Raw genomic sequence first — 15419 nt, forward strand, 5'->3', positions numbered from 1 at the left:
CTAGGAGAGGACGAGTATCCCAGAGGCGAATATTTTCTAGGGTGGGACGATTGGCTTTTAAGTCTTCGGGGGTGAGTTCCCCAGTGGGATCGAAGGGTTTAACTTCGATATTGTCTAAGTTAAAACTGGCGCGAGTCCAGTTGATACTGCGATCGAGATAGGGTTTTTCCAGTGCGATTTCATTGGGTTGTACCGCGACTCGCTGAACCAGACCCGGTAGTCCCCAGCCGAGAACGATCGCTGCAATAAAGTAGCCGCCGATGGGGTAAGCCAGGGGAATGGAATACTTGGGTTTGCGTCGCTCGAGAGGAAGGATCGGTTTGGGTCGGCTGGGGAGAAAGAGGGCTTGCCGAAGCAATAGAAACCCGGCCACCAACGCCGCGATACTCAGGAAGCTGTAGACGGGCAAGCGCACGTTGACATCTGTATAGCTAGCTCCGTAGATAATGCCCGACGTGGAGTAGAGGAGTTCGTAGCGACGCAGCCAGTACCGCAGGGCAATGGCTAGCATCACAATCCCTCCAAGGGCTTGTAGGTGTCGTTGCTGTTGTTTCGAAAAGCCGGGAAACTGCCCTTCGCTAAGGGCATTACCGGAGAGGAGGTAAATGAGGGTGACGGTAGCAAAAGTACAAACCGTCAGTCCGAACAGCCAAAATTCAAAAAGTTGGGAAATGGGCAGGCTGAAAAGATAAAAGCTAATATCTTGCCCAAAAACCGGATCGACGCGATCGAAGGGGGTGGCATTGAGAAATTCTAAGAATTTAGCCCAGTGGGCTGAGAGAATCATCCCGAAGCCCAAACTGAGAATCAGGGCGATGGCACTTGCCCCGACTCGGGTTGAATAGAGAAAGGCACTGGGAACGGCAACCAGGATGCCGATCTGCCAGGGATTTCGAGGCAGGGCGATCGCCCAATTCACAAGGGTTTCGAGGTTCAAGCGCGGGGGCAGAGGGGGCGAAATATCGGGCATCGTCAGATCTGGATGCCACAAACTGACCATCACTGCGCTGTAATGGAGCAAAATCGAGCCGATGAGACATCCCAAACCGATGCCGAGAACGAGTATCCACCCCAATCCGAGGGGTGAGGTGACTGGAACGCGATCGCCCGCATCGGCAAATTTCGAGGGGAGGGCTTGCTCTGGGGCGATCGCATCTCGCTGCTCTCGCGTCCATTCGTTTGGGGCGTATCGCTGCTGGCGAGCTAGCAAAAAGTTGCTACTGCAAAACGCCAAGGTACTCCCAAAAGCGATCGCCCAGGCCGAAAACTGGGTGGTCACGCGGGCGACAAAGGTATCCCAATATCCTAGTTCCTGAAACCAGAGGCTATCGGCAACCAGGTGCGCTCCCAAATCGATCGCCAGTACCAGTCCCAGAATCCAGGCGATCGAGCTATATATACGATTGCGAAGGCGATCGTTCATGCAACGCCCCAATGTTGGATGACGCTATTATTGTGACATTTTTAGCCCGGTGAATTCCCAAGGCGATCGAACTTTACCATTCCCGTCGGATGAACTCGACCTAGGGGGTGTCATCAGTTAAGCCAAATGACAGAAGCCACCAGATAAATCGCCCCCAAAAAATTACGAGCCGTTTTATCGTAGCGGGTCGCAATAGCTCGAAACTGCTTGAGTTTGGCAAAAAAGTTTTCGCGCTTGATGACGAGCTTGATAAAGGTGTCGGTCATAGGGCAATTGCTCTTTGCGATTAGCTTTGGAGGGGATCACTGCTACGGAGCCATTGGATTCGAGTTTTTGACGCACCCGCTCACGAGCATCATAGGCTTTGTCGGCGAGCAATGCGTAAAACTCGATACCTTCAAGCAGAACATCCGCACCGTCCAAATCGTGGGCTTGACCTCCCGTGAGATGAAAACCTGTAGTATAGGTAGGGTGTCTCTAATTTCTTCACCCACGGGGTTTTTGAGCGATCGCACCTTCAAGCTACGATCGCATCCCCATCCCGAACTAACACCATACACACTATGCCTGGGTCTGTCGGGTCCACCCTTTTCTAACTGATGACACGCCCTAGTACTGGACCACATCGCTCGTGACAGGTAGGGGTAGTGTGATAATTTCTGTGGGCTACAACTCGATATCGGGATCGGCTCCCAAAGCTCTAAGCCTCTCTTCGAGCCGCTTTGCTCGCTGCTCGGCTTTTTCGGCGCGATCGCGATCCTCCGCTGCCTGTTCGCGACCCGTCAGCAAAAGATTGCCATCTAAATCCCACCAGCGCAGCCATTGGGTTTGGCGATCGTTTTCTCGACCGGGATAAGCGCCCTGCCAGACTCCCAATTCCGCTCCCAGTAGAGAAACGGGATAGTGACCTCTGTCATTTGGCTCTAGCTGTCGATAGGTAAAATCCGTCAGGTGATACACCTCTAGATGACCTGTCTCGATCTCGAAAATGCCGTAATAGGGCATACGGATAATTTTTTCATAGACCCAGAATTTACCAGGTCTTTGCCCCTTGGCAAGGTTGGCAGCCGAAAGGGAAGTGCGATCGCGCTCTTCCCTGCCGTCGCCACTCGCAAATTCCAGGGCAATTAAGGGTGGCGTATATTCGCGCCAGAGGACGTAAGAGCGTCGAATTCGACCGTCTAGCAGCAGTGGTGGCACGTTGGGTACGTAGAACCAATCCGGGGCTTCCGCGCCCCTTTCCGGCGGCTCGGTTTCTCGCCAGTAGATGCCACAATCTTGACCGATGGCGTAGTTGCCATCTGGATGCAGTTTTTGCAGAACTGGCTCGATCGAATCCGTTAACAGGATACTCTGAGGATGTTCCTGAAAATTTTTCACAAAAGTTCCGTCCGACTCTGGCAACTGGGTATGGTCGGGGAAAGCGGGAGGAATGCCCAGTTTTTGCGCTGCGGTTTCAGTCATAGACCGATAGAATTGCAAGGACATATAGATAGATTATAGGGAAGCACAAGCGCGACCGCGTCTCTGGCTGCTATCTTCTTAATATCCATCGCTGAAAACTTAGGGGAAGCGCTGGGAAAAAACCCGAACCCTTCCCCCAGTAAATGCTGCTGTTAGTGCTTCTATTTCTTCTTAAGCCAGCTAAACATGGCTCGTAAATCTTTGCCCACTTCTTCGATGGGGTGTTCCGCTTCCTGACGGCGCATAGCGGTAAATCCAGGTTTTCCGGCTTGGTTTTCTAATACGAAATCCCGTGCGAAGGTGCCCGACTGAATCTCGCTTAAAATCTTCCTCATTTCGGCGCGGGTGCGATCGTCCACGATGCGCGGACCGCGAGTATAATCGCCGTACTCAGCTGTCGTCGAGATGCTATCGCGCATTTTCGCCAGACCCCCTTCCACAACCAGGTCAACGATTAACTTTACCTCGTGCAGGCACTCGAAGTAGGCAAGTTCCGGCTGATATCCCGCATCCACGAGGGTTTCAAACCCGGCTTTAATTAAAGCGCTCAAACCGCCGCACAGCACTGCTTGTTCCCCAAATAAATCCGTTTCTGTCTCTTCGCGGAACGTCGTTTCGAGAATTCCGGCGCGGGTGCCGCCAACACCTTTGGCATAGGCCATTGCCCGATCGCGAGCTTGACCCGTTGCATCTTGGTACACTGCAAACAGGCAAGGAACTCCCTCGCCCTGTTCGTAAGTTCGCCGCACTAAATGACCGGGCCCTTTCGGCGCAACCATGATGACATCCACGCCCTGGGGGGGCACCACTTGGCCGAAATGAATGTTGAAACCGTGGGCGAAGGCGAGGATATTACCCTCTTCGAGATTAGGCTGAATTTCCTGCTGGTAGATGGTTTTTTGTACCTCATCCGGCAGCAAAATCATAATCAAATCTGCGGCTTTCGCTGCATCGGCAACCGTATGTACCACCAATCCTGCTTCTTTAGCTTTCGGGGCAGATTTGCTGCCGGGATACAATCCCACAATGACATTGATACCGCTATCTTTAAGATTGAGGGCGTGAGCGTGACCTTGAGAACCGTAGCCGACGATCGCCACGGTTTTATCTGCTAATAGGTCTAAATTGGCATCTTCGTCGTAGTACATACGGGCCATAGGGCATCTCCTTCCAAAACGGGTTGCGATCGATTTGCAGACTTACCATCATATCAAACCATATTGCACCCGGAAACGGTTAAGACTCCCGGAGGCAACGAGCGCGCTAAACTCTTAACGATTCTCCCATCTCCCCATCTCCCCAATCGGTGTAGGATAAAACTCGGCAGACTGAATTGACTGCCGTTCGATATCAGATTGATATCATCTGGGGAGAGCGAGATCGCTTGTCTGGTAGAACCGTTCACTATCTCATCATCGACAATTTAGAGGCACCCGAAATCGAGCGAGAGGGAGTTCTCGTCCTGCTGGGGGCAAAAAAAGATAGTTCCCGCGCGCGTCAACAAGCCATCGAACTGGTGCGAACGTTGTGGGAAGAAGAACGACTTCCCGAAGAACGGTTTGCCAATGGAATTACGGAGGAATCGATCGTGTCTATTTCGCAAAAAACGGAAAATCCCAAGCTGACTCCCGTGGAACAGGGGGCAGTGGAACTGTGCGAATTACTGGCATTGCAAGTGAGCTACCAGCAAGCTTGTGTCGATGCGGCACCACTGGTTCCTGTCGTGCGCGCGGTGGTGGAAGAAGAGCGAGCGCTCAGTGCCGAAGAACTCGAAATTGCCAAGGACAAGAAGACCGCAAAAATCCTTCAGAAAGTGGCCGCAGCGAGTGCCGATCTGAGTCGATTTCGAGAAGCCATGAGTGGGAATGCCAAATTGATTTTGGAGGTTATTCAACCGGATAGCTCTGGGGATGTTGCGGTGAAGAAATCGGATTCTTTAGGCTAAGTCTTCCCGAACCCGTCTGCATTCTCAACGGACGTAAAGCTCATCAACTGGGTAACTTGAGAATCTCTCATGCGGTCGAATATAGCAGTTCGCGCCCTTTTCGTTACAAGTTTTGCGGGTTCGGAAATGGGAAATGGGGAATGGAAAAAGCCGGTTTCATCGATCGTGTAAATAAACTGATGACGAAGCGCTATATGTCGCCTTATAGAACCCATTTGGGATCTCATCTTTTAGCCACAAGCCTTACAGCTAGACCGATTTGCCCAAAGCTTGTCAAAAATGACTCGACCCAACAGGCTCTGCTATGAAGCAACTGGGTGACGACTTCTTTCAAAGCTAAGCAGCATGGGAAAAGATGTCAAATGGGTTCTATACCGTTTGGGCAACTTCGATCGCTTCAGAGGGTCTTTCTTCCTCAACTTTCCGAACCCGTCCCGGATTTTCTCCCAATGCCACCCGGACGAATCCTTCCAGTATTGGGTGGGGTTTGCTGGGGCGAGACTCGAATTCGGGATGGAACTGAGTGGCGATGAAGAAGGGATGATCTTTGAGTTCGATAATTTCTACTAACCGTCCGTCGGGAGAGGTTCCGCTGACGACAAAACCCGTCTCCAAAAACAAATTGCGATAGGTATTATTAAACTCGTAGCGATGGCGATGGCGTTCGTACACAACCTCTTCCTGGTAAAGAGAAAATGTCAGGGTATCGGGCATCAGCCGACAGGGATATAAGCCCAGGCGCATCGTTCCCCCCAAATCCACCACATCTTCCTGTTCTGGCAACAGGTGGATGATCGGGTTTGGGGTCTCGGGATCGAATTCCGAACTGTTCGCCGACTCCAAACCGGCAATATGACGCGCCCACTCAATGGCCGCACATTGCATTCCCAAACACAATCCCAAAAACGGAATCCGATTTTCGCGGGCGTAGCGAACGGCGGCGACTTTACCATCCACACCGCGCACCCCAAATCCACCGGGAACGACAATTCCCTGAACCCCTTCGAGGTAAGAACGGACATCGTCGGTTTCGAGATTTTCCGAGTTCACCCAGCGCAGGTTAATATCTGCCTTATTAGCGATCGCTGCGTGACGCAAGGCTTCCACCACCGACAAGTAAGCATCGGACAACTGCACGTATTTGCCGACGATCGCAATCTCGATTTTGTTGCCGGGATGGTACATTCGATCGACCAATGTCTGCCATTGGGTTAAGTCGGGAACCCGCTGTTCGAGGTGCAATAATTCCAGCGTCGCCTGAGCTAATCCTTCCTGTTCGAGAATCAGGGGCACCTCGTAGATACTGCGGGCATCTTTGGCGGTAATTACGCACTCTACGGGAACGTCGCAGAATTCCGAGAGTTTCTCCTTCATACCTTGGTTGAGGGGGCGATCGCAGCGACATACCAGCATATCCGGTTGAATGCCAATCGATCGTAGCTCTTTGACTGAATGTTGCGTCGGTTTGGTTTTCATCTCGCCAGCCGCCGGTAGCCAAGGCATCAACGTTACGTGAATGTAGGCGATATTGTTTCGTCCCACATCTTTGCGAAACTGGCGAATCGCTTCGAGGAACGGTAAGGATTCGATATCTCCCACCGTGCCGCCAATTTCGGTAATCAGCACATCGACGCTGGTATGGCGGGCAACTCGGCCGATGCGTTCGCGAATCTCTCCTGTAATGTGGGGAATGACCTGAACGGTTCCCCCCTGATAGTCTCCCCGACGTTCTTTATTAATCACCGCCTGATAAATCGATCCGGTGGTGACGCTGTTGAGGCGAGACATGGATGTATCGGTAAATCGCTCGTAATGCCCCAAATCCAAATCCGTTTCCGCCCCATCTTGGGTGACGAAGACTTCTCCATGTTGAAACGGACTCATGGTGCCGGGATCGACATTGATGTAGGGATCGAGTTTGAGAATCGAAACGGAATAGTCCCGCGACTTCAACAAGCGTCCCAAACTCGCGGCAACAATTCCTTTACCAATACTCGAAACAACCCCACCCGTAACGAAGATAAATTTGGTCATCGAAACTCAGCTCTATTTAAGCACCAGGGTTCATTGTGCCACAGGAGGAGAGGGGCAGACCTCTCAAGTGTCGGCTTTTCACGATCGGCAGTTTCGATCGATATGCGATCGAAACCAACGGGTGTATTCTCTTTTTTCCAGATGGCCAATAATCGATCGCGCGACTGCTCGGTACTGACACTCCCAGCGAACTTGCATTTTCTTTCCCTTTTTCCTCTTCCCAGGTCGTCGAGCGATAGAATTTAAACAAATCTCGAATCGATCTCTTGCCCGTCATGTCAAAATTTCCCATCGCCCTCTCGATTGTCGTGTTGTGTTTGCTCATCGCGATCGGGCAAAATTTGTCGCCGTCTGTGTCGATCGTCTTTTTAGGTACGACCTCGATCGCTTTGCCTTTGGGAATTTGGGTGGGCTTGGCGATCTCGGCGGGTATCCTCACGGCGATCGCCATTAGTACTTTGTTTCGAGGGGTGGGTTCTTCGAGATCGAAAGTCCCCCGTGCTTCCATTGGCGCGAGTACGCCTTCACCAGCACCCGATCGCGCTCAACGCACTTGGGACGATCGAACGGTTGCCGAACCGATGGGCGATCGCAGCGACACTCCCCTCGAGGCAACAACTGACCCGGCATACGAACCGCTGGTTCCCGGCGAAACCAGAACGGGTCAGTTGCACGAAGACGGACAGGCTGAAGCGTGGGATAACGAGGAAGAATGGGTGGGGACAGATGTTGCCCAGAGGAAAACAGATGAGATTTACCCGCAAGACGATGGGGTGAAACCACCTGGCTTTGAGATGAAGCAGGAACCCATCCCGACCTACCAGGAAGGCTCGATGTATTCCTACAGCTATCGCGATGATAAAACTGAAACGGGGAAGGCGGATGATATCTACGCAGCCGCCGATGACGAGGGAAATGATGTCCCCAGGGCTACCCCAGAGCCGCCGGAAGAAGAGCCTTTGGAACCAGAACGGGTAGACCCATTTCCCGACCCGTTTGAGACCTTTGAAGCGGATCGCCCTCAACCCTCCTCGGAACGGTCTGGGAAATCGCTAGCCTCAGAGGATGGCGATGATTGGATGAATTCCTCAAAAGCCAACCGGGACGATTGGTAGTTTAACTTGATTGACGTACAAAAAAAGGATACAGCTTTGCCCTTGGGTACCATGAATTTCATGGTATCACACCCCTGAAATAACGCAAACCCGTTACTAAAATTTTCTTTATTCTCAATAAGAAGGGGCTATTCTCAGCGAAAAAGGCATCGGCGATCGAATATTTTGAGAAAGGCGCACTTGTTTGCAATCGGAAATCTTGGTGAGTGGGGTGAGTTAATTTACGCTCGCTCCGAAGGTGTGCTCCGAAGGTGTGCTTGGAAGTGTGTTTGGGAGTGTGTTTGGGGTGTCTACTCTATTCCCCCTTCCCGAAGGATATACCGCTCGATGAGGAGGATAGCAACGATATCATCGATGGGGCGAGGGGGCGATCGCATTCCTTGGGGAACGAGGCGGGCGAGTCCTTTGGGGGGATACATTTGCCAGTAGCGATCGCGAGCTTCTAGGGTACTGTATCGCTCGTCTACCATGACAATTTCCATCGTCTCCGGGAGAGCCGCAGCAAGCTGTTTTCTCCAGGTTTTAGCGGTGGTTTGGTTCCCCATCACCAGAACGGATATTTGGTATTCCCCACACAGGGAACGAACGACAGTAATTGCTTCTGGAGAAGGGACAACTTCGTGGTAAAGCAATTCTCCCGCCTCGCAACGAACGGCAACGCCGCATTTATCTCGACCGGGATCGAAGCCTAAATAGTTCAAGATAGATCGCGCTTCGTGCGCTGAGGTAAAGTTTCACGATCGCCAAAAATTGGGATTTGCACTCAATTTGTCGAATACGGATTTCTCGATCGTGGCTAATGCCAAGAATGATATTACAGCGGCTTCAACCTACATATTGTTTAAATATTTAAATAGGACTGATGCATTCACGTGCTTATCTAGAGACGGTGGTGCGCGGTTCCTCAACACACCCGATAAATCGAGGCAAAGCAAATCCCGTTCAACTCACCGCAACCGATCGCAGTCGAGTGGAAATCGAGATGCTCTAAAAAATATGACACAATAGAATCACGATCGGGGTCTCGATCGCTGCGAGCTGCATAGATAGGAAATAAATAGGATGGATAGCGTCAATTTAGCGAATCCCTTAGCTGACGTAACGTTTGCTTGGAGTGCCTCGGATATGTCTGGGAGTCGATCGCGACCTTTGTTGCCATCCCAATCCTTACAAAGCTTATTCGACTTCATCCGCCACGTCCAATATTTGCAACCTCTTTCCAAATCGAGAAACTTACAACCCCTAGCATTAGAGGCTTTAAACGCCCTGGAAATCCGCGCCGATGAAGATATCGAGACCTGGGCGGTGCAACTCGCGGGTGATGTTGTCGAAGCAATTGATTGACCCGAATGTATCCGTCAGATTGTCCGGAGTGGGAATATATCGATTTCCCCAATCGAGAGATAATCCTCAAACGGAAAACCATTGACCTTCTCGTTCAGCTTCGCCGTCAGGAACTCGATTCCGCTGCCAGCGCGATCGATTCTCGCCCCGTGCATCGATATTTATTCTGCGATTTGACTCCCACGGAGTGCGAATATTTTGCCGGAAATTATCGCGGATCGGACTTTCACTGTCTCAGGCACTACCCGATTTACGTCAAAGGCGATGCTCGCGTCGGTGCCCGTCCGGAAATCGTGGGTGAGAGGATGAAGCAGCTTTCCCAAACCATTCAATTTGGACTCGAGGTTCTCGATACCACTTACCCGCGTTCGGATACGCAACATGGGAAAGTCAAGCACTTACTCGATACGATCGCCATTGCCTGTCAAGTTTTTGAAGAAACTCTCCGGATACATCCCTATGCCAACGGCAATGGTCATGCAGCAAGGTTTGTGGTTTGGGCAATTCTGGGTCGATACGGATACTGGCCCAAACGTTTCCCCATCAGCCCTCGTCCCGAAGATCTTGCCTACGTCGAGAGTCTCGTCAAATACCGCAATGGCAATCCTTTACCGTTGCAAGAGTATATCCTAGAGTGCATTATCGGCTAATAACCGATCGAGCGATTTCTCTCCAAAGATGGGCCAGAATCGAGAAGGGTATTCTGGGATGGAGACGAAATGCGGGTGGGTTCGCCAAAAAGTGCCGCACCGAGAACCACGAGCATTCCTAGCATTCCCCACCCGGCTGCGCGATCGGCACATGGAGAGGGAAAGTCTATTCTCGGGTTCTCTCCACCGCCAAAACACGCATCGATGAGGGATGACTCTAATAGGCGATCGCTCGCGGTGCTCCAACGCAACAAGTTGAGACGATCTCCATCACAAGAAACATCAGTCCGAATATTGAAAGAAGACATAAGCCTGTAACCCAAAGCCTGTAACTCAAAGCCTGTAAATCGACAAAATCAAAACATAATTTGGCAGTTCGTCTGCCAACCCCTAGCCCAATATTGAAACTGGGTGGGAAAAGAAGCGACATCCAGTACTCAGATGGCACTTCAAACTGTGGAGGAATACGAAAGAGAAATCGGAAGAGAAGTTGAGAAGTTTCAAGAAAAATTCAGAGCAGACTCGAGAGGTTTAACCCCAGGTATTCGTCACAGGAGTATTGACCCAAGAGTGGAGTGTTTTGGAATCGATAACACCGCGATACACTAGATCTTAAGACGAGTGTAGAGATTTGAAACAGGAGCGCGAGTGCGATCGGCACAACCTTGGAAAGGCGCACTGGTTTTGGTATCGAGGGTTTCGATATTGACCGATCGAGCTTGAGAAAGTTGAGAGCGATAGAAAAGTTTCATGTACTGGACTCCTGAACTCTGATGTCTAATAGTATCGATTTTATTCAAGATTCTCGCTGCGATCGAAGTCCGGAAAACTCGTGAATTTGCTCATGAAAATTCGTGAGGTTGCACATGAATTTCTTCGATCTCACGCAGGACATCGTGCGATCGCGATCGCATCTGAGGGGAATAGCGCGATCGTTTCCCAAGGTGCAATCGTCCTTTCAGCCTCGTGCGTAGCGCCAAAGCTCGCGATCTCGTTGTTCGGTTAATACGTCGTCACTTGATGGGGACAGGCGCGATTTCGCTCGAAGACGAACTCCCCATAATCGGCTAAATCGTCAAGTCCAACGCAGTTGAGCGTGAATTCGGCGATCGCCCAAGTAGCCAGGAGTACGAACATTTTTTGCCATCGCACGACTTTGGCTATCCTCATAATTATCGTAGCAACCGACTTCACCAAACAGCTAGTGCGGCGACGGATATCCCGCCATTTCATCGAGATCCCCAAAACCCGAACGTTACTAAGACCGAAGCATTTTTGTCGGGTTTGCATTCCATCGTGCGTCCAATAAAATCGGTTTAATGGTGTCGCGTCCAATAAGAATTGCTTGAAAACTGACGGCTTTGGTGAAATATCCGATTTAGAATTCTGGCATTTTGAGGTCGGTGGGACTAAGGGTTGAGGCGGCATGAATTTTCACTCTTCTTCCATGAGGTTGGGATAGTTTCAATCTAGGAGCGTTTTGAGAAAGAGAACGTTGACCTCATGCCACTCTTTCGATAGAAACACGTTTTCTCGGATGCACGTCTTCGTTGTTGTCGCGGCGATCGCGTATCGATGGAGTGACGATCCGACCCAAATTAGAATGACACTTCAGGAATTGCTCGAAATCTAACATCTAAAATTTTCCTTGTCGCCGCCGCCGATATCCCATTGAGATCGAAAACTCAGGTGACATAAAAAAGCCCCACTCATCAGTGATGAATGGGGAAGTAACTTGGGTGCGTGACTTGTCTTGCTTACTTATTAATGTACGCGGAGCCGCCCGGTTGAGGCTTCGCCTTTTGGGATGAAAGTCGCTAACCTAGGAGAATGATGGGATGGGTATCGATGCGGATGAGGTTCGATCGAGAAGTTGCATTCCAGTAGAAATAATAAAAGCTCCCGGGTCTAGCGCTGGGAGCTTAGTGGGAATAGGATGTATTATTCTTGTAGACTAGCAACCTAACGTGAGGTTTTCGGAAAGACAGCGATGAAAACTGGAACGATCTGAGATATTTCATGACGAAGGTTAACCCTTGAGGGGATTGCCTTACCGAATACATGCATCCGAGTCAACGATTCGTCCTCGCTCAATAATTCCGACTCGATGACTCCGAGCGAGTTTTCGCCAAATATTCCACGATTGTTTCGCGCAACTTAGCAACCTCCGAGCAATGTCCCACGCTAATATCTCCCAAAAACGCTATCTGATTGCTTCTGTTTTATCTCCTGCCGTCAAGTTTTGGTTGCGATCGCAAGTGGAACGGGTGGAACGATTGGACGTTGCCATTTCCGGACGCAATCAGCAAATTCTCAAAGGGTATATTCCTAGTATTTCGATCGCCGCCGAGAACGCCGTGTATCGGGGATTGCACCTGAGCCAAATTTTCCTCAAGGGCGAGAATATTCGGATTAATCTGGCGCAAGTTCTTAAAGGTAAACCCCTACGCTTGTTAGAACCGATTGAGGTTAACGCCGAACTCGAGTTAAATGAAGCGGATTTCAATGCGTCTCTCAAAGCCAATCTCCTCCAGGACGCGATCGCCTCTTTTTTTCAATCCCGACTTCCTCAACCCATCGACTGGCAAACTACCCAAGTTACCCTCGATCGAGATCGACTCACCTTCACGACGACGACTCGTGCAGCGTCTGGGACGCAGAAATCCCAACCTGTAAAAATTCAGATGGATTTGCAACGGATGGGTGAGGGCACATTACAACTGACGAACCTCCAAATGCACGCACCATCCATATCGAAAACCGTCTCTACTCTAGAAAGCGTAACTTGGGAATTAGGTTCGGATGTCCGCCTCCAAGAACTCAGCCTACATCCCCAGAAACTCCTGTGTCGCGGTTGTTTAGTGGTCAGGAGCGAATAGACATCTGATAGACATTAAAAATAAAATCAATTATTAACCTCATTTCCCGTTCCTTATTCCCCGTTCCCTCTTTCGATGAAAGAACGGCTGCACGCCCATCTGGTTCAACTAGTTCGCGAACGCGATCCCTACCTGGCTTCTGCGGGACATTTCTTCGTTCGGGAATACGTTCGCGCCTCATTAGCAGAGTGGGGGACTGTTGCCAGCCACAACTTTGAAGTGCAAGGCAAGATTCATCAAAACTTGATTCTCGATTTGCCTGCGGTGCGCGATACCCGGAAACCGCCGATTCTGGTGGGGGCGCACTACGACGGGGTTCCAGGATCGCCGGGGGCAGATGACAATGCAACGGGGATCGCGGTTCTACTGGAAATGGCGCGGGCATTTGCGACGGAGGCGATCGCATATCCTATCCGATTGGTGGCATTCGATCTCGAAGAATACGGTTTGCTCGGGAGTACCGCCTATGCAGAAACCTTGGTACGGGAGGGACGGCAATTGCGTCTGATGCTATCCCTGGAAATGCTGGGCTACTGCGATCGCACTCCTAACTCTCAACGTTATCCGACCCCACTCGAGTATTTTTATCCCGATCGGGGAGATTTTATTATCTTCGTGGGCAATTTGTCATCCTTGGGGGATTTGATGCGTCTGCGAAAACCAATGCGCCGGGACGGAACCCCCTGCGAGATTTTACCCGTCCCCAATGCCGGAAAATGGGTTCCCGATACACGACGCAGCGACCACGCACCGTTTTGGGATCGGGGATATCGGGCGATAATGGTCACGGATACCTCGTTTCTGCGCAATCCCCATTACCATCAGAAGAGCGATCGTTTGGAAACCTTAGATTTAGATTTTCTCACGGGGGTTTGTCGGGGGGCGATCGCTGGACTGCGATGTTTATTGTAGATACCCCCTTGAGGAGACACTTCCCTAAGCCGATTGCAACTCGTCTAAATGAGTGAGGACTTCGCGAGAGTGAATAGATGGGCTGACTTTGACGAAGCGATCGCGCAAAATGCCCTCGGGGTCGATAATAAAAGAGTGACGGACCGATCGCGAATAAATCCAAGAACCGTACGCTTTACTCACTTGACCCTTGGTATCGGCAAGTAGGGGAAATTTCAATCCCTCGCTGTCGCAAAAGTCCGTGTGAGAGGCGACATCATCGGCGCTGATGCCGAGAACTTGGGTATTGCGATCGATGTATTCGGGCAAGTCTTGCTGGAACCGACGGGCTTCGATGGTACAGCCCGGAGTAAAGTCGGCGGGGTAAAAGTAGGCCACCACCCACTGTCCGCGATAATCCGATAGGGAAACATTTCCGTCTCCAGAGTTACTCGGTAGGGTGAATTCCGGCGCGGGTTCGTTTAATGGGGGCAAGGTTCCGCCCATAGCACGAGCGGGTTGAACGATACTCAACCAACTCAAAGCCGCGAAGCAAACGGCGAGCAAAAAAGCGATCGGACGACGACGAGACATAGAAATCTTTCGGTCAACAATTGAACGGCAAAAACGGGAGCAAACTCGGCAATCGAGTTTCTTTTCTTAGTTTACAATTCTTTACCGATCGGGTTGGCGAAATAGGGTCGCAGTCCCTCGAAAAGTCGGGCAACTTCGTGCAAGTCTTTCTCTCCCGGCGATCGTTCGATCCCGCTAGAAAGATCGATGCCATCGGGTTGCACTTGGGATAGTGCTTCGCCAATATTATCTGGATTAAGTCCTCCGGCCAAAAACCACGGCAGAGGTGGGCGAAATTGTTGTAAAGCTTGCCAGTCGAGGGTTTTGCCCGTTCCTCCGAGTTGTTGGGGATGGTAGGCATCGAGGAGCAATGCATCGACGACTTCGGCGTAAGGGGCGATTGTGGCAAGGGCTGCGGTTGTTTTGACTCGCAGGGCTTTAATCGTTTCGACCTGTGCCAGAGTGGCGCGAACTTGACGGCAAAATTCCGGGGATTCGTCTCCGTGTAACTGAACCCCTGTCAAACCGGCGAACTTGACGGTATCGATAATTCGATCGAGCGTGGCATTGGCAAACACGCCGATGAGAGTGACGGGTTTGGGGGGAAGCTGGCGGATAATCTCTCGAATCTTTTCTGGGCTGACGTACCGAGGAGAGGCTTCGACACAAATAAATCCAAGAGCAGTAGCTCCCAAACGGACAATTTCTCGACCTTGTTCGGGCTGGGTGATGCCGCAAATTTTGACCCGTAACATGCGATCGCCCTGGTTGGATTGCGATTTGTAGGATAGCAGAAGACCAGGATGTCGATCGATGAAAGTCAGAATTTTGTATAGATATTCGATCGAATATTAACTCTTGAAACAAAATGCGATCGAAGGCAAACCTATTCCTATAATTTTTGTGGTATTTCCCGATAAATTGACGAATTTAGGAGAAAATTTTTGATTTACTCAACTTTAATGGCAACTGCCACTACGGTTTCCTGGTCGCCCAAAGTCGCGATTCTGATGATTGCTTGCAATCTCTTCGCGCTCGCCATCGGTAACTGGGCGATTAAAAACCCCGGCGTTGGCCCTGCTCTCCCGGCTGAACTACCGG

The 15419-nt window shown here is 50.9% G+C and carries 17 protein-coding genes and 2 pseudogenes; 8 read left to right on the top strand and 11 right to left on the bottom strand.

Annotated features, from left to right (window positions below):
• From IQ235_RS04145 to ilvC, 4 genes and pseudogenes are all read right to left on the bottom strand, one after another.
• On the bottom strand, nt 1–1423 hold a 1423-nt coding region (locus IQ235_RS04145), incomplete at its 3' end, for a UPF0182 family protein (protein ID WP_264320233.1).
• A gap of 113 nt (nt 1424–1536) precedes the next feature.
• Nucleotides 1537–1876, bottom strand: a pseudogene (locus IQ235_RS04150) (transposase); the annotation flags it as partial.
• 213 nt (nt 1877–2089) lie between these two features.
• Nucleotides 2090–2887: a Uma2 family endonuclease gene (locus IQ235_RS04155; protein WP_264320234.1), complete on the bottom strand. Its 798-nt coding sequence runs from the start codon at nt 2885–2887 to the stop codon at nt 2090–2092.
• Nucleotides 2888–3048: 161 nt separating this feature from the next.
• Nucleotides 3049–4044 carry a ketol-acid reductoisomerase gene (ilvC, locus tag IQ235_RS04160; protein ID WP_264320235.1) on the bottom strand — a complete coding sequence of 332 codons (996 nt, stop codon included), beginning with the start codon at nt 4042–4044 and terminating at the stop codon, nt 3049–3051.
• Between the two features lie 176 nt (nt 4045–4220).
• Here ilvC and IQ235_RS04165 point away from each other — a divergent pair, with 176 nt between their 5' ends.
• Nucleotides 4221–4832 carry a hypothetical protein gene (locus IQ235_RS04165; RefSeq protein WP_264320236.1) on the top strand — a complete coding sequence of 204 codons (612 nt, stop codon included), beginning with the start codon at nt 4221–4223 and terminating at the stop codon, nt 4830–4832.
• 369 nt (nt 4833–5201) lie between these two features.
• Here the strand turns inward: IQ235_RS04165 and pyrG are convergent, their stop codons facing one another.
• Nucleotides 5202–6866, bottom strand: coding sequence for a CTP synthase (pyrG, locus tag IQ235_RS04170; protein WP_264320237.1), 1665 nt, complete (start codon nt 6864–6866; stop codon nt 5202–5204).
• Between the two features lie 275 nt (nt 6867–7141).
• On the opposite strand from pyrG, the gene IQ235_RS04175 reads away from it, so the two are divergent.
• Nucleotides 7142–7981 carry a hypothetical protein gene (locus tag IQ235_RS04175; RefSeq protein ID WP_264320238.1) on the top strand — a complete coding sequence of 280 codons (840 nt, stop codon included), beginning with the start codon at nt 7142–7144 and terminating at the stop codon, nt 7979–7981.
• A 290-nt stretch (nt 7982–8271) separates the two neighbouring features.
• Here the strand turns inward: IQ235_RS04175 and IQ235_RS04180 are convergent, their stop codons facing one another.
• Nucleotides 8272–8682 carry a pre-16S rRNA-processing nuclease YqgF gene (locus IQ235_RS04180; RefSeq protein ID WP_264320239.1) on the bottom strand — a complete coding sequence of 137 codons (411 nt, stop codon included), beginning with the start codon at nt 8680–8682 and terminating at the stop codon, nt 8272–8274.
• A 161-nt stretch (nt 8683–8843) separates the two neighbouring features.
• Between IQ235_RS04180 and IQ235_RS04185 the strand changes: the two genes are divergently transcribed.
• The 3 genes from IQ235_RS04185 to IQ235_RS04195 all read left to right on the top strand — a co-directional run bounded on the left by IQ235_RS04185 (nt 8844) and on the right by IQ235_RS04195 (nt 9975).
• Nucleotides 8844–8972, top strand: coding sequence for a hypothetical protein (locus IQ235_RS04185; RefSeq protein ID WP_264320240.1), 129 nt, complete (start codon nt 8844–8846; stop codon nt 8970–8972).
• Nucleotides 8973–9043: 71 nt separating this feature from the next.
• On the top strand, nt 9044–9325 hold the full coding sequence (locus IQ235_RS04190; RefSeq protein WP_264320241.1) for a hypothetical protein: 282 nt from the start codon (nt 9044–9046) through the stop codon (nt 9323–9325).
• 5 nt (nt 9326–9330) lie between these two features.
• Nucleotides 9331–9975, top strand: a complete 645-nt coding sequence (locus tag IQ235_RS04195; RefSeq protein ID WP_264320242.1) for a Fic family protein — start codon at nt 9331–9333, stop codon at nt 9973–9975.
• Here the strand turns inward: IQ235_RS04195 and IQ235_RS04200 are convergent.
• The 3 genes from IQ235_RS04200 to IQ235_RS04210 all read right to left on the bottom strand — a co-directional run bounded on the left by IQ235_RS04200 (nt 9972) and on the right by IQ235_RS04210 (nt 11403).
• Nucleotides 9972–10283, bottom strand: coding sequence for a hypothetical protein (locus IQ235_RS04200; protein WP_264320243.1), 312 nt, complete (start codon nt 10281–10283; stop codon nt 9972–9974). The two genes, IQ235_RS04195 and IQ235_RS04200, sit on opposite strands and share 4 nt — an antisense overlap.
• Nucleotides 10284–10580: 297 nt before the next feature.
• Entirely contained in the window at nt 10581–10727 is a 147-nt protein-coding gene (locus tag IQ235_RS04205) for a hypothetical protein (protein WP_264320244.1), read from the bottom strand.
• Nucleotides 10728–10977: 250 nt separating this feature from the next.
• Entirely contained in the window at nt 10978–11403 is a 426-nt protein-coding gene (locus IQ235_RS04210; RefSeq protein WP_264320245.1) for a hypothetical protein, read from the bottom strand.
• 746 nt (nt 11404–12149) lie between these two features.
• On the opposite strand from IQ235_RS04210, the gene IQ235_RS04215 reads away from it, so the two are divergent.
• Together IQ235_RS04215 and IQ235_RS04220 are read left to right on the top strand one after the other, a co-directional pair.
• Entirely contained in the window at nt 12150–12854 is a 705-nt protein-coding gene (locus tag IQ235_RS04215) for an LmeA family phospholipid-binding protein (RefSeq protein WP_264320246.1), read from the top strand.
• Between the two features lie 75 nt (nt 12855–12929).
• Nucleotides 12930–13766: a M28 family peptidase gene (locus tag IQ235_RS04220; RefSeq protein WP_264320247.1), complete on the top strand. Its 837-nt coding sequence runs from the start codon at nt 12930–12932 to the stop codon at nt 13764–13766.
• A 24-nt stretch (nt 13767–13790) separates the two neighbouring features.
• Here the strand turns inward: IQ235_RS04220 and IQ235_RS04225 are convergent, their stop codons facing one another.
• Both IQ235_RS04225 and IQ235_RS04230 read right to left on the bottom strand, forming a co-directional pair.
• Nucleotides 13791–14339 carry a peroxiredoxin gene (locus tag IQ235_RS04225; protein ID WP_264320248.1) on the bottom strand — a complete coding sequence of 183 codons (549 nt, stop codon included), beginning with the start codon at nt 14337–14339 and terminating at the stop codon, nt 13791–13793.
• A 71-nt stretch (nt 14340–14410) separates the two neighbouring features.
• Nucleotides 14411–15073 carry a phosphoribosylanthranilate isomerase gene (locus tag IQ235_RS04230; RefSeq protein ID WP_264320249.1) on the bottom strand — a complete coding sequence of 221 codons (663 nt, stop codon included), beginning with the start codon at nt 15071–15073 and terminating at the stop codon, nt 14411–14413.
• Nucleotides 15074–15280: 207 nt separating this feature from the next.
• On the opposite strand from IQ235_RS04230, the pseudogene IQ235_RS04235 reads away from it, so the two are divergent.
• A pseudogene (locus tag IQ235_RS04235) lies at nt 15281–15419 on the top strand (photosystem I reaction center subunit PsaK); the annotation flags it as partial.

The sequence above is a fragment of the Zarconia navalis LEGE 11467 genome (assembly GCF_015207075.1).
Lineage (GTDB): Bacteria > Cyanobacteriota > Cyanobacteriia > Cyanobacteriales > Geitlerinemataceae > Zarconia > Zarconia navalis.

What these genes read in the sequence shown, in the direction of transcription:
- IQ235_RS04220 (WP_264320247.1), top strand. Translation starts at nt 12,930, where the DNA reads ATGAAAGAACGGCTGCACGCCCATCTGGTTCAACTAGTTCGCGAACGC.
- IQ235_RS04175 (WP_264320238.1), top strand. Translation starts at nt 7,142, where the DNA reads ATGTCAAAATTTCCCATCGCCCTCTCGATTGTCGTGTTGTGTTTGCTC.
- IQ235_RS04195 (WP_264320242.1), top strand. Translation starts at nt 9,331, where the DNA reads ATGTATCCGTCAGATTGTCCGGAGTGGGAATATATCGATTTCCCCAAT.
- IQ235_RS04200 (WP_264320243.1), bottom strand. Translation starts at nt 10,283, where the DNA reads ATGTCTTCTTTCAATATTCGGACTGATGTTTCTTGTGATGGAGATCGT.
- IQ235_RS04215 (WP_264320246.1), top strand. Translation starts at nt 12,150, where the DNA reads ATGTCCCACGCTAATATCTCCCAAAAACGCTATCTGATTGCTTCTGTT.
- pyrG (WP_264320237.1), bottom strand. Translation starts at nt 6,866, where the DNA reads ATGACCAAATTTATCTTCGTTACGGGTGGGGTTGTTTCGAGTATTGGT.
- IQ235_RS04230 (WP_264320249.1), bottom strand. Translation starts at nt 15,073, where the DNA reads ATGTTACGGGTCAAAATTTGCGGCATCACCCAGCCCGAACAAGGTCGA.
- IQ235_RS04205 (WP_264320244.1), bottom strand. Translation starts at nt 10,727, where the DNA reads ATGAAACTTTTCTATCGCTCTCAACTTTCTCAAGCTCGATCGGTCAAT.
- IQ235_RS04155 (WP_264320234.1), bottom strand. Translation starts at nt 2,887, where the DNA reads ATGACTGAAACCGCAGCGCAAAAACTGGGCATTCCTCCCGCTTTCCCC.
- IQ235_RS04210 (WP_264320245.1), bottom strand. Translation starts at nt 11,403, where the DNA reads ATGCCGCCTCAACCCTTAGTCCCACCGACCTCAAAATGCCAGAATTCT.
- IQ235_RS04185 (WP_264320240.1), top strand. Translation starts at nt 8,844, where the DNA reads ATGCATTCACGTGCTTATCTAGAGACGGTGGTGCGCGGTTCCTCAACA.
- IQ235_RS04190 (WP_264320241.1), top strand. Translation starts at nt 9,044, where the DNA reads ATGGATAGCGTCAATTTAGCGAATCCCTTAGCTGACGTAACGTTTGCT.
- ilvC (WP_264320235.1), bottom strand. Translation starts at nt 4,044, where the DNA reads ATGGCCCGTATGTACTACGACGAAGATGCCAATTTAGACCTATTAGCA.
- IQ235_RS04225 (WP_264320248.1), bottom strand. Translation starts at nt 14,339, where the DNA reads ATGTCTCGTCGTCGTCCGATCGCTTTTTTGCTCGCCGTTTGCTTCGCG.